The organism is Azospirillum argentinense (assembly GCF_000632475.1).
GTDB lineage: Bacteria > Pseudomonadota > Alphaproteobacteria > Azospirillales > Azospirillaceae > Azospirillum > Azospirillum baldaniorum.
Window position 1 is genome coordinate 554,994 of record NZ_CP007796.1, and the last position, 12,867, is coordinate 567,860.

Annotated in this window: 12 protein-coding genes; 4 read left to right on the forward strand and 8 right to left on the reverse strand. The window is 69.2% G+C overall.

What is annotated here, in order from left to right; all coding sequences use genetic code 11:
* The first annotated feature begins 304 nt into the window (after positions 1 to 304).
* The 3 genes from ABAZ39_RS28700 (at position 305) to ABAZ39_RS28710 (ending at position 2,867) form a co-directional block, all read left to right on the forward strand.
* The gene (locus tag ABAZ39_RS28700) at positions 305 to 808 is read left to right on the forward strand and encodes a DUF5872 domain-containing protein (RefSeq protein WP_040137826.1); all 504 of its coding nucleotides are present in this window, start codon (positions 305 to 307) and stop codon (positions 806 to 808) included.
* Between the two features lie 191 nt (positions 809 to 999).
* Positions 1,000 to 2,439: an allantoinase AllB gene (allB, locus tag ABAZ39_RS28705; RefSeq protein ID WP_247881779.1), complete on the forward strand. Its 1,440-nt coding sequence runs from the start codon at positions 1,000 to 1,002 to the stop codon at positions 2,437 to 2,439.
* A gap of 14 nt (positions 2,440 to 2,453) precedes the next feature.
* Positions 2,454 to 2,867, forward strand: a complete 414-nt coding sequence (locus tag ABAZ39_RS28710) for a DUF3830 family protein (protein WP_040137645.1) — start codon at positions 2,454 to 2,456, stop codon at positions 2,865 to 2,867.
* Positions 2,868 to 2,915: 48 nt separating this feature from the next.
* On the opposite strand, the gene ABAZ39_RS28715 is transcribed toward ABAZ39_RS28710, so the two are convergent.
* Genes ABAZ39_RS28715 through ABAZ39_RS28745 form a run of 7 tightly spaced genes read right to left on the reverse strand, consistent with a single transcriptional unit; the run spans position 2,916 to position 10,045 of the window.
* Positions 2,916 to 3,875 (reverse strand): acetamidase/formamidase family protein, encoded by a 960-nt coding sequence (locus tag ABAZ39_RS28715; RefSeq protein ID WP_040137646.1) that lies wholly within the window; start codon positions 3,873 to 3,875, stop codon positions 2,916 to 2,918.
* Between the two features lie 31 nt (positions 3,876 to 3,906).
* A complete protein-coding gene (locus ABAZ39_RS28720) occupies positions 3,907 to 5,361 on the reverse strand; it encodes an amidohydrolase family protein (RefSeq protein WP_040137647.1) in 1,455 nt (484 codons plus the stop codon).
* Between the two features lie 7 nt (positions 5,362 to 5,368).
* Entirely contained in the window at positions 5,369 to 6,415 is a 1,047-nt protein-coding gene (locus ABAZ39_RS28725) for an ABC transporter substrate-binding protein (RefSeq protein WP_040137648.1), read from the reverse strand.
* Between the two features lie 55 nt (positions 6,416 to 6,470).
* Entirely contained in the window at positions 6,471 to 7,244 is a 774-nt protein-coding gene (locus tag ABAZ39_RS28730) for an ABC transporter permease (protein WP_040137649.1), read from the reverse strand.
* Positions 7,241 to 8,122, reverse strand: coding sequence for an ABC transporter ATP-binding protein (locus tag ABAZ39_RS28735; protein ID WP_081863403.1), 882 nt, complete (start codon positions 8,120 to 8,122; stop codon positions 7,241 to 7,243). The genes ABAZ39_RS28730 and ABAZ39_RS28735 overlap by 4 nt, the downstream gene beginning before the upstream one ends.
* Before the next feature lie 38 nt (positions 8,123 to 8,160).
* Positions 8,161 to 8,952, reverse strand: a complete 792-nt coding sequence (locus tag ABAZ39_RS28740) for an SDR family NAD(P)-dependent oxidoreductase (protein ID WP_040137829.1) — start codon at positions 8,950 to 8,952, stop codon at positions 8,161 to 8,163.
* A gap of 52 nt (positions 8,953 to 9,004) precedes the next feature.
* Positions 9,005 to 10,045 carry an ABC transporter substrate-binding protein gene (locus ABAZ39_RS28745; protein ID WP_040137650.1) on the reverse strand — a complete coding sequence of 347 codons (1,041 nt, stop codon included), beginning with the start codon at positions 10,043 to 10,045 and terminating at the stop codon, positions 9,005 to 9,007.
* A 166-nt stretch (positions 10,046 to 10,211) separates the two neighbouring features.
* Between ABAZ39_RS28745 and ABAZ39_RS28750 the strand changes: the two genes are divergently transcribed.
* Positions 10,212 to 11,129: a LysR family transcriptional regulator gene (locus ABAZ39_RS28750; protein WP_040137651.1), complete on the forward strand. Its 918-nt coding sequence runs from the start codon at positions 10,212 to 10,214 to the stop codon at positions 11,127 to 11,129.
* A 24-nt stretch (positions 11,130 to 11,153) separates the two neighbouring features.
* Here ABAZ39_RS28750 and ABAZ39_RS28755 read toward each other — a convergent pair whose 3' ends face one another.
* Complete coding sequence (locus ABAZ39_RS28755; protein ID WP_040137652.1) at positions 11,154 to 12,830, reverse strand: ABC transporter ATP-binding protein; 1,677 nt, start codon at positions 12,828 to 12,830, stop codon at positions 11,154 to 11,156.
* Positions 12,831 to 12,867 lie beyond the last annotated feature (37 nt).

The window sequence follows — 12,867 nt, forward strand, 5'->3', positions numbered from 1 at the left end:
GTTGCAATCGCTACCCCTTGTAAAGGGGGAGAATCTCCAAATCCGTTCGCAAATTTGGCGAGGCGAAGCGAGGACGGATGATGCGGCACGACCGCGGAACGGCGGATTCGGTCCTGGGCACGGCACCACTCCCGACATCGATCTGTTCCTGCACTGTGTCATACGGACGGCGCATGAACAGTTCCATGATCGGCCGGCCGTATGACCCTTTCGCACATGGCTGCGCCATGTGCTGTCGGGTTTGAACCGAAGGCGTTTGATGGAAGCCATCAAACGCCTTCGGTATCACAGGCAGGAGGCCACCATGGCATCGCGCGCCGAGCGCTCCGACCCCGGTTTGTGGGAGAAGATCAAGGCAAGCATTCAACACGGCGACAAAGGCGGCGAGCCCGGCCAGTGGTCCGCCCGCAAGGCTCAGATGGCCGTCCAGGAGTACAAGCGGCGCGGCGGCGGCTACGAAGGCCCGAAGTCCGCGGACAACAGCCTGAAGCAGTGGACCGACGAGGACTGGGGCACGCGCTCCGGCAAGCCGAGCGGGGAAACGGGGGAACGCTACCTGCCCCGGCACGCCCGCGACCACCTGTCCAAGGCGGACTACCAGCGCACCAGCGACAAGAAGCGCGCCGACACGACGAAGGGCCGGCAGTTCTCCCGGCAGCCGGACGACGTGGCCCGCAAGACGGCCCCCTTCCGGCACCACGACGGCGGGGAATTGACCCGTGCCGCCCTCTACGAAAAGGCCAGGCAGCAGAACCTGCCCGGCCGGTCCCGCATGACCAAGGAGGAGTTGCGGAAGGCCCTCTCCTGACCTCCCGCCATACCGCGAGACAACCGCCCGGCAGCCCCCAGGCCGCCTGTGGGCTTGTACTTTTTGTCGACGCCCTTGCCGGAAATTGGCGTTTGAGGTGAATCGCGACGCTGCCTAGCCTGCCACCTGTCCACGACGCGACGTGACCGCTCCACACCACATTGCGGGCTTGAATGATGAAGGAACATCCGGTGGCAGGCACAGATTCGATCGCCGATCTCGTGATTCACGGGGGTGAAATCGTCACCTCCGCGGCGCGTTTCCCGGCCAGCATCGCCATCAGCAACGGCAGGATCGCTGCCATCGGCGCGCCGGAGACGATGCCGCCGTCGGCCGAAACGCTGGACGCGACCGGCCTCGCCATCCTGCCCGGCGGGATCGACGTCCATGTGCATTTCCGTGATCCCGGCTACACCCACAAGGAGGACTGGGCCAGCGGCACCAGCGCCGCGGCGTTCGGCGGCGTGACCACCGTCTTCGACATGCCCAACACCATCCCGACCGTGGCCACGCCGGAGATCCTGGCCGCCAAGCACGCCATCGCGGACGAGAAGGCCTTTGTCGATTACGGCCTCTACGCGGTGCTGGGCGAGGAGTCGCTCGACCACGTCGAAGCGCTGGCCGAGGGCGGCGTCATCGGCTTCAAGCTCTACATGGGCAACACCTTTGGGCGCATCCCGTCGCCGGACACCGGCGCCATGCTCGAACTGTTCGAGCGCGTCGCGCCGACCGGCAAGCGCGTCAGCCTCCACGCCGAAACCAACACCATCATGGAGCGGCGGGAGAAGCGCCTGCGCGAGGCCGGCCGCAACGATCCGCTCGCCCACCTCGACTCCCGCCCAGCCGTCGTGGCGGTGGAGGCGGTGGAGCGCGCCGCGACCCTGGCCGAATGGACCGGTGCGCGCATCCACATCCTGCACATCTCCTCCAAGGAGGAACTCCGCCCGCTCGCCGAGGCGAAGGCCCGCGGCGTGGACATCACCGGCGAAACCGGCCCGCACTACCTGATGCTGAGCACCGACGATTACGCGCGCTGCAAGGGCGTTATCCGCGTCAACCCGCCGGTGCGCGAGGCCGACTGCCACGAGCCGCTGTGGAACGCCCTGAAGGACGGCACGATCGACATGATCGCCACCGACCACGCGCCCCACACGCCGGAGGAGAAGACCCGGTCGGTGATCTGGAACTGCGACTGCGGCTTCCCCGGCGTGGAAACGCAGATGCCGCTGATGCTGACCGCCGTGGCGGAAGGCCGCATGGACCTCCGCGACTATGTCCGCGCCAGCTCGGAAGCCCCGGCCAAGAGCTTCGGCCTCTACCCGCAGAAGGGCGCCATCCTGCCCGGCGCCGACGCCGACCTCGCGCTCTTCGACCTGTCGGAGGAGTGGGTGATCGACGATTTCAAGCTGCACTCGCTGTCGCGCATCTCGCCCTGGCATGGGCGCACGGTAAAGGGAAGGCTCAAGCACACGCTGGTCCGCGGCGCCTTCGTGGTGCGCGACGGCGCCCTGGTCGAGACCATGAAGGGCCATGGCCGCTCCGTCCACACCATCCAGCGCATGCCGCCGGCCGAGCCGCGCAACACCCACAAGACCATCGCGGCGGTCACCGCCGCCAAGCCCACAGCGTGACGGGGACGCCGGCCATGAGCGATCTCGTCATCACCGCCGGCCCCTTCCGTTTCGAAGCGCGCTTCGAGACGGACGGGGCGCCGAAGACGGTTGCCGCGCTCCGCGCGCGGCTTCCCTTCCGCAGCCGCATCGTCCATGTCCGCTGGAGCGGCGAGGGCGTGTGGGTGCCGCTGGGGGAGACGGATTTCGCCGTCCCCTACGAGAACCACACCAGCCATCCGGCGCCGGGGCAGATCATCCTGTACCCCGGCGGCCTCAGCGAGACGGAAATCCTGCTGGCTTACGGCGGCGTCAGCTTCTCCAGCAAGGTCGGCCAGCTCGCCGGCAACCACGTCATCACCCTGACGTCCGGGCTGGAAAACCTGCCGGAGCTGGGCCGCATGGTCCTATGGGAAGGGGCCAAGGACTTCGAGATCGCCCTGCGCTGACCGCGCCGCCCTCTCCTCCTCCGGCGGGGAGAGGGCGCGCCGGCGGGCTCAGGACGCGCCGTGCAGCGCCCAGCGCGGAAGCAGGGCGTGGATGCCCTTGTGCCGGTTCACCAACTGCGTCACCCGCAAATCGGCGGCGACGCTGCACAGGCGGTAGGCCTCCTCGGCGGACAGGCCGGTGCGCTCGGAAATCAACGCGATCATGGCGCGGAGCGCGATCCGCGCCGCCTCGTCGAGGTCCGGGTCGAACCCCATGGTGATGACGTGGTCCGCCGTCTCCGCCCATGGGCCGGCCAGACCGGCCCCTTTCACCAGCTCGACGCGGAAACGCCCGGTCAGGCCGGTTTCGACCGCCGTCAGGCAGACCTCGCCGTCGCCCTGGGCGGCATGGCCGTCGCCGACGGACAGCAGCGCGCCCGCGGTCCACACCGGCAGGTGCAGCACAGCACCCGCCGTCAGCTCCTTGTTGTCGATGTTGCCGCCGAAGGCGCCGGGCACGATGGACGTCAGCCGCCCGTCGGCGGGCGGCGGCGCTGTCCCGATGACGCCGAAGAAGGGGCGGGCCGGAATCTCCAGCCCCCAGGGCATCCGGATCACGCCGCGCGCGCGGTCGATGGGCAGATGGATGCGGCCCCCCCTTGGCGCCGGATCGGGCGCCAGATCGGGCAGCGCCCCGGCGCCGGGGCGGATCAGGTTGAAGCCCCAGTCGTCGCGCAGCGACACCTCCAGGATCTCTACCCGCAGCGCGTCCCCCGGCTCCGCGCCGCGGACGGCGATCGGCCCGGTCAGGATGTGCGGCCCCGGCCCCGGCGCCACGGCAGCGAGGATGCGCCGATGCTCCGGCCGGACGGTCATGCCGCGCCCGTCCGGCGGCAGATCCTCCGTCCCGCCGCTGACGGTGTGGATCGTCACGACGTCGCCGCTGGCGATCTCGGCGACCGGCGGCAACGTTCCGTCGAAAAAGCCCCAATGCACGCAGTCGGGAGTCGGAAATAGCTCGGGCGGCATGGATGCGTCCTGGGGAAAAGGGGGGATTCGGTCAGCAGCAGGGGGCGGCGTCGTAATAGCGCCGCATGGCGTCCTCCAACGCCGGCAGGGCGGCCTGGAGCGCGGCGCTGCCGGCCATGCCGTGGCGCAGCCGGGCCAGCAACTCCGCCTGCACCGCCGGGTGGTCGATGCCGGTGACCTGGCCCCGCCGCACGACGGTCCTCCCGGCGACCAGCAGCTCGGCGATGTGGCCGGCCCCGGCGCGAGCGAACAGCAGGTCGCGCAGGCACAGCCCGTCAAGCAGCCGGTCGGAATCAAGCGCGCCGGCGTCCAGCAGAAGCAGGTCGGCCGGCTGGCCGGGGGCGATGACGCCGCCCTCCTCCCGCCCGGTGACCGACGCGCGCCCGTTGGCCAGCGCGATGCGCAGCATCTGCGCCTCGTCCACCGCGCCCTCGAACCCCCAGCCCCGGTGCAGCGCGTTGGCGAGGCGCATCTCGCACAGCGCGTCGTCGTCCTCGTTCAAGGCGAGCCCGTCGAGGCCGAGCGCCACCCGGCAGCCCCGCGCCACCATCTCCGCCAGCGGCGCGATGCCCGACCGCAGGCCGAGGTTGGAGCCGGTGTTGACCGTCACGGTGACACCCATCTCGGCGAGGATGTCCATCTCCTCCGGCCTGATCCAGGTGCAGTGGGCCAGCGTGAGGCGCGGCGACAGCAGGCCGATCCGCTTCAGATAGGGGAACAGCCCGTCGGGAAACTGGCGGTCCGCCCAGGCGCGCTGATAGCGCGTCTCCAGGCAATGCATGTGGACGCGCCGTCCTGTGCGGGCGGAGGCGTCGGCCACCGCCTGCAACAGCTCCGGCGAGCACCACTGCACGCCGGTCGGGCCGTACTGCACGTCCACCAGCTCGCCCGCCGCCGCCGCGGCCACCTCTTCCACCAGCCGGACCTGCTCGACGGGGGATGGCGGCGGCGCGGCGGTGCGCCGGGCGAATTCCCGCCGCGCCTCGCCGGGCAGCAGGGCCAGAAGCTCTTCGGACGGGCCGTAGACCAGCGGGTTGCGGTCCTTCAGCGCCACCGCGAAGGCGATCCGCAGCCCCACGTCGCGGGCGGCGCGGGCGACCTCCGCCGCTTCCTCAGGCAACGGAGTCAGCCCCTGGGTGCGGGTGTAATGCACCATAACCGCCCCGGCGCCGCCGAGCGCGCTGCGCCCCAGCGACGCAGCGGCGGCCAGATAGGGATCGACCGCCGGCAGCAGGGCCAGATAGTGCAGCCAGACCTCCAGCGGCTTGCCCGCCGCCCCGAAGGAGCTGGAGCGGACCGGCCGCCCGTGGTCGTGCGCGTTGACGGGCGCCGGCAGGGCGAACAGCGGCTCCGCGGCCTCCCCGGTTCCCATCACCGGCTCCACCGCCGCGATCCGTCCGTCGCGGAGCGTCAGCCGCCCCGGTCCCCGCGGCGTGTAGCCGGGCCCGTCGAGCAGGGCGGTGCAGGCGATGGAACGGACCGTCATGGCAACCTCATCCGGCGGTGGGAATGATGCGCCGCTCCGTCTGGGGCGGCAGGAAGGAGCGGTCGAAGATCCGGCCGGGCGCCGGCTGGTTCGGCAGCTTGTAGGCCGCGGCCATCACGTCGATGGAGCGCGCCAGCCGGTCGTCCGACAGGTCGCCCAGCCCGATCTCGCGCGACTCCGGGGTGATCATCATGGCATCGAAGGCGAACCGCAAGCGGCGCTGCTCGCTTCCGGCATCGATCAGCGGCTCGACCTTGACCAACGTCTTCACCGCGGCGGCCGGGTCGGCCATCACGTCCTGGATGGCGCGGTTGATGGCGCGCACCAGCCCCTTCACCGCCTGCGGTTTGTCGCGCGCCAGCGCCTGGGACACCATCACGCCGTTGGAATAGAGGTCGAGGCCCTGGTCGGCGTAGCTGATCCAGCGGAAGCCGGTGTCGGGGTTCTGCCCCTGCTGGATCAGGTTGACGTAGCTGGTGACGTTGAAGACCAGCGAGGCGGCGACCTCGCCGCGGATCAGCATCTGCTCCTGCAGGTTGGGCTGCATGTTCAGCACCTCGACGCCGGACGGGTCCAGGCCGTTGCGCTCCAGCAGGGCGGGCAGCAGGCGGGTGGCGGCGCTGCCGGCCGGGCCGCCGACCGTCTTGCCGACGAGGTCCTTCAGCCCGGTGATGCCGCTGTCCGCCTTGGTCAGCACCGCGAAGGGCGGCTTGTTGTAGATGTGGTAGACCATCACCGGCGCCTCGGCGGGCTTCTGGGCCACCTGCTGGATCACCGCGTTGATGTCGCCGAAGCCGGCGTCGTAGGCGCCCGACATGATGCGCGTGACGGTGGCGGAGGAGCCTTCGCCCTGGTCGATGGTGACGTCCAGCCCTTCCTCGCGGAAGTAGCCCTTCTCCTGGGCGACGAAGTACCAGGCGTGGATGCCCTGATACTTCCAGTCCAGCGTGAAGCGGATCGGCGTGCGCTCCTGCGCGACGGCCGGGGCGAAGGGAAGGGCCAGGGAGAGGCCGAGCCCGGCCAGAAGCGCGGCGCGGCGGGTGATGGTGAACATGCCTGTCTCCATACCGAGGATGTTTTTGGCTATGACCGGAAGCGGGCTGAACCGGTCACCCGCCCGCGAACTCCGTCTTGCGGTTGGCCCAACCGGTGACGCGGCGCTCGATCAGCGAGAAGATCACGTAGAGGGCGACACCCAGCCCGGCCAGGATGAACAAGCCGGCGAAGACCAGCGGGACGTTGAAGTTGGAGGAGGCGATCAGCATCATGTTGCCGACGCCGCGGTTGGAGGCCACCGTCTCCGAGATCACCGTCCCGACGAAGGACAGGGTGACGGCCACCTTCAGCGACGCGAAGAAATAAGGCATCGCGCGGGGCAGCCCGACGTTCAGCAGGATGTCGCGCTTGGACGCCTTCAGGGTGCGCAGCACGTCCTCCAGCTCCGGCTCGGTCGTGGCGAGGCCGGTCGCCATGTTCACCACCACCGGGAAGACGCAGATGATCGCCGAGGTCAGCACCGCCGGCACCGTGCCCGAGCCGAACCACAGGACAAAGATCGGCACCACCGCCACCTTGGGGATGGAGGAAAAGCCGACCAGCAGCGGGAAGGCGACGTTGTAGGCGAGGCGGGAGGAGCCGATCAGCAGCCCGATCACCACCCCGGCCCCGACACCCAGCGCGAAGCCGACCAGCGTGGTGTAGAGCGTCTGCACGGCGTGCGGCATCAGCGCCGGCCAGCGGTCGATCAGCGTGGCGATGATCTGGCTGGGCCGCGGCAGGATGATCTCGCTGATGCCGAAGACGAGGCAGGAGACCTCCCACAGGACGAAGACGCCGACGATGAGGGCGGCGGAGGCGAGTTTTTCGCGGTTCACGGCTCTCATGACGGCGCTCCTGCGCCGCTCCGCGCGGCGACGATGAGGCTGCGCAGCGTGTGCGTCAGGCTGGTGAATTCCGGCTGGTAGGTGGTGTCGAGCGTGCGCGGCCGCGGGAAGTTCACCCGCTCATCCACCAGGATGCGGCCGGGACGCGCGCTCATCACCATGATGCGGTTGGCCAGGAAGGCGCTTTCGCGCAGGTCGTGGGTGACCAGGAGAACGGTCGGCCGGCGCTCCATCCACAGCGTCTGCAGGGTGGCCCACAGCTCCTCGCGCGTGAACTGGTCGAGCGCGCCGAAGGGCTCGTCGAGCAGGAGCAGCGTCGGGTCGTGGATCAGGGCGCGGCACAGCGAGGCGCGCTGCTGCATCCCGCCGGACAGCTGCCATGGGAACTTGGTCGCGAAATCCTGAAGCCCGACCTTGGCGAGCAGGGCGTCGGCGCGGTCGCGGTACTCGGTCTTGCGCTTCTGCCGCCACTCCTCGCGGAAGGGGCGCGCGATCTTCAGCGGCAGCATCACGTTGTCGCGGATGCTGAGCCAGGGCAGCAGCGTCGGATTCTGGAAGGCCATGCCGATGCGCACGTCCTCCGCCCCGACCTCGCGCCGGGCGACGAAGACATGGCCGCTGGACGCCTTCAGCAGCCCGCCCACCAGCTTCAGGATCGTCGATTTGCCGCAGCCGGAGGGGCCGACCAGGGCGATGAAGTCGCCGTGGTCGATGCGGAAGGTGCTTTCGGCGAGCGCCTGGGTTGCCGCGGCGTCCCGCCCGTAGGAGACGGTGACGCGCTCGAACTCGATGATGGGCCGCGCCCCGCCCGGCGGCTTGAGGCCGGTCGGCGTGGTCAGCTCGGCCGTTTCGGCCGGTGTGGCGTTCTGCAGGAACATCGTTTGCCCTTCCGTCTTCGGACCCGCCGGAGGCGCGGTCACAGCGCCGCCCATCCGCCGTCGACCGGAAGGTCCACGCCGGTGATCTGCCGCGAGGCGTCGCTCGCCAGGAACAGGCAGGCGTTGGCCACGTCCTCGCCCGTGGAGACGCGGCGCAGGGCGTAGTCGGCGGCGTGACGCTCCGCGGCGGCCTCCTCGCTGATGCCCAGACGGCGGGCCATCTCCGGCACGACCTTGCCGCGGAAGCGCGGCCCTTCGACCATGCCGGGGGCGACGCAGTTGACGTTGACGTTGAAGGGACCGGCCTCCAGCGCGAAGGACTTGGTGATGCCGCGCAAGCCCCACTTCGACGCCGAATAGGCCATCCGGCCCGCCCGCCCGCGCATCCCGAAGGTGCCGCCGACGTTGACGATCTTTCCGTAGCGCTGAGCGGCGAAGGTCGGCATGACGGCGCGCATGGTGTTGAAACAGCCGGTCATGTTGAGGGTGACGATCTCGTTGAATTCCTCCTGGCTGGTCTCCCACCCCGTCTTGCCGATGGGACCGGACCCTCCGGCGACGTTGACGAGCACGTCGATGCGGCCGTAGGCCGCCAGCGTGCGCTCCGCCGCCCCCTGGCACTGCCGCTCGTCGGTGATGTCGCAGGGGATGACGATGGCCTCCCCGCCCGCGGCGCGGACCCGCGCCGCGACCGGTTCGATGGCGGTGGTGTCGCGCCCGACCAGCGCCAGCCGGCAGCCCTCGTCGGCGAAGGCCATCGTCACCGCCTCGCCCATGCCCTTCGCCGGGCCGGTGATCAGGACGACCCGCCCCTTCAGTTCCAGATTCATCGTCATTGCTCGTCGTCTTGCTGTTGGGGCCGTGTTGCCTGTTGGAGCCGTGTTACGGGGCGACGCGGCTCGGCCGGTCGGCGCGGGGCGGCAGATAGGCGTCGGTGAAGACGTCCGACGCCTTCGGCGTCCGCTCCAGCCCGTTCGCCTTGACCACGATCTCGATGGAGCGCTGGAAGCGCTCCGGGTCCACGTCGCCCAGACCGATCCGCGCGATCTCGGGATGGTTCATCTCCTGCCGGATGGTGGCCTCGGTGCGCTCGATCTCGACCGCCTCGTTCAGCAGGGGTTCGCGCTTCATCACCGAGCCCACCGACTTCGCCGGGTCGGCGATCATGTCCTTGGTGGCGCGGTTGATGGCGCGCAGCAGGCCCTTCACCGCCTCGCCGTTCTCCTTCGCGAAGGCGCGCGAGACGACGATGGCGTTGGAGTAGAGATCCATGCCGTAGTCGCCGTACTTGATGAAGCGGAAGTCCTTGTCGGGATTCATCCCGGCGGCCTTGGCGCCGAAGGTGATGGTGTTGACGTAGCCGAGCACGCCGTCCACCTGCCCGCGCATCAGCATCTGCTCGCGCAGGTTCGCCTGCATGTTGGTCAGCGTCACCTTGCCGGCGTCGATCCCGGCCATGGTGGCGAAGGCGGGAAACAGCTTCAGGGCGCCGTCGCTGGCCGGGCTGCCGATGGTCTTGCCCTCCAGGTCCTTGGGCGTGCGGATCGGCCCGTCGGCCTTCACGGCGACGGTGAAGGGCGGCGTGTTGTACATCATGTAGACGGCGATCGGCGCCTCGTCCGGCGACTTGGCGGCGAGCGTGATCAGGGAATTGATGTCCCCGAAGCCGACGTCGTAGGAGCCGGTCGCCACCTTGGTGATCGACGCGCCGGAGCCCTCGCCCTGGTCGATGGTGACCTTCAGCCCCTCCGCCTTGAAGTAGCCGTTGTCCTCGGCCAGCAGGATCAGCGCCTGGGGACCCTGATACTTCCAGTTCAGCACCAGCTTGACCGGGGTCTCGGCCATCGCGGCGGTGGAGCCGCCGGCCACGCTGAGGAGAACGCCCGCCAACGCCGCGGACCAGATGTTCAACCGCTTGTCCATGAGGCCGTCAACTCCCGTAAGGTGTGACAGGAAGTCCGTCGCCCCCGCCTGTCCGGCATGACGCTTCCTGGTGACGGGAGGAGGCTATGCGGCCACGAACAGCACCTCAAACGCTGATTTTCTGTTAGGGTGATGACGAAAAGTATACACGGGGGGATCGGCCGGCATGCGGCACATGCGGATTTGGCGCTACGTGGACGAGGCGGCCCGGTTCGGGTCGCTGCGCAAGGCGGCGGAGCATCTGAACATCACGCCCTCCGCCCTGCAGCGGCGCATCCAGGACGTGGAGGAGGATCTGGGGGCGACGATCTTCGAGCGGTCGGCCCAGGGCATCCGCCTGACGGCGGCCGGCGAGAGCTTCATCCGCTGGGTGCGCGCCCAGTCCGCCGACCTGGAGCGCGTGCGGTCACAGATCGAGGACCTGTCGGGCATGCGGCGCGGCCAGGTGCGGATCGCCTGCAGCCAGGCGCTGGTCAGCTCCTTCCTGGCGGAGGAGATTACGTCCTTCCGCGAGAGCTTCCCGCTGGTCAGCTTCGAGATCCTGGTGGTCGACCAGGGCACGGCGCTGAAGATGCTCGCCGACTTCGAGGCCGACATCGCCATCATCTTCAGCCCGCGCCGGACGGCGGAATTCCAGCCCCTGATGACGCTCGGCCAACGGGTCGTCGCCATCATGGCCGCCGACCATCCCCTGGCGGGGCGGCCGAGCCTGCGCCTGCGGGACTGCGCGCCCTACCCGATCGCCCTGCCGGACGCCAGTTTCGGGACCCGCAACATCCTGGACAAGGTGCTGGCGGTCAGCTCGACGAAACTGTCGGTCGAGCTGGAATCGAATTCCTTCGAGATGCTTCGCAACCTCGCCCGCATGAGCCGGGTGGTGACCTTCCAGATCGAAATCGGGGCGCCCTCGCCGACCCTGGAGCCGGGCCTTTCGGTGATCCCCTTGAGCGACGTCGATCTCGCCCACGGCCCGCTGGTGCTGGGGCAGCAGAAGGGCCGCACCCTGCCGGTCGCCGCCGCCAAATTCGCCGAGCAGATTTCCCGCCGCCTCGATGAGATGCGCCGGACGCCGCAGCTCGCTTGAATTCGCCTTGAGTCCGCCACGCGATCAGCCGCGCGCGGCAAGCTCCTCATGGGTGATGCGCTGAAGGCCGCCCTCGGTGCCGACGACATAGACCTCGTCGGCGTTGCGGATGGTCGCCAGGCGGTGGGCGATGACCAGGGTGGTCCGCCCCTCCGCCAGCTCCATCAGCGACTTCTGGATCTCCCGCTCGGTCTGGGTGTCGAGCGCGGAGGTCGCCTCGTCGAGGATCAGGATCGGCGGGTTCTTCAGGAACATGCGGGCGATGGTCAGGCGCTGCTTCTGCCCGCCGGACAGCTTCACGCCGCGCTCCCCGATGACGGTGTCCAGCCCCTCCGGCAGGGAGGCGATCAGCCCGTCGAGATGAGCCCGCCGCGCCGCCTCCATGATCTCCGCGTCGCTGGCGCCGAGACGGCCGTAGGCGATGTTCTCGCGGATCGTGCCGCCGAACAGGAACACGTCCTGCTGGACGATGCCGATCTGCCGGCGCAGCGAGGCCAGCGTCATGGCCCGGATGTCCAGCCCGTCGATGGTGATGCGCCCCGCCATGACCTCGTAGAAGCGCGGCAGCAGCGAGCAGATCGTCGTCTTGCCGGCGCCCGACGGCCCGACGAAGGCGACGGTGGAGCCGGCCTTGATCGTCAGGTCGATGCCCTGCAGCACCGGGCGCGCCCGGTCGTAGCCGAACGACACGCCCTCGTAGCGGATGTCGCCCTTCAGCGCCGGGGCCGCGACGGCGCCGGGCGCGTCGGCGATGTCCGGCTGGGTATCGAGCAGCTGGGTGTAGCGGCGGAAGCCGGCGATGCCGCGGGGGTAGGTCTCGATGACCGCGTTGATCTTCTCGATCGGGCGGAAGAAGGTGTTGACCAGCAGCAGGAAGGCGAAGAACCCGCCCTGGGTCAGCTCGCCCACCAGCACGAAATGGGCGCCGGTCAGCATGACGACGATCAGGATCAGCCGCATGCTCATGTAGCTGAGCGTCGTCGAGGCCGCCATGATCTTGTAGGCGGCGAGCTTGGTGGTGCGGTAGCGGTCGTTGTCCTCGGCGAACAGCTTGCGCTCGTGGTCCTCGTTGGTGAAGGCCTGGACCACGCGCATGCCGCCGACATTCTCCTCGATGCGGACGTTGAAGTCGCCGACGCGGGAGTAGAGCGACTGCCAGTTCTTCGTCATCCGCCCGCCGTAGCGGCTGGTGACGAAGGCGATCACCGGAACGATGGCCGCAGTGATCAGCGCGAGCGGCAGGTGAACGACCGCCATCAGCGTGAAGGCGCCGACGAAGGTCATCACCGCGATCAGCAGGTCCTCGGGACCGTGGTGCGCCACCTCGCCGATCTCGTCCAGGTCGCGGGTGACCCGCCCGACGAGATGGCCCGTCTTGTTGTTGTCGTAGAAGCTGAAGGAGAGCTTCTGCAGATGGTCGAAGCTCTTGCGGCGCATCTCCGTCTCGATGTTCACGCCGAGCATGTGGCCCCAATAGGTCACGATGGCCATCAGGCCGCCGTTCGCCATATAGATCGCCAGCAGCGCCACCGTGGCGGCGACGATCAGCGGCCAGTCCTGGGTCGGCAGAAGCTGGTCCACGAAGGCGCGCACGGCCATCGGGAACCCCAGCTCCAGCAGGCCCGACAGGACGGCGCAGACGATGTCGAGGACCAGCAGGCCGGTGAAGGGGCGGTAGTAGGAGAGGAAGCGGCGAAGCATGGCTCTTCTCATTGCGGAACGGCGGAAATGAGCGGAT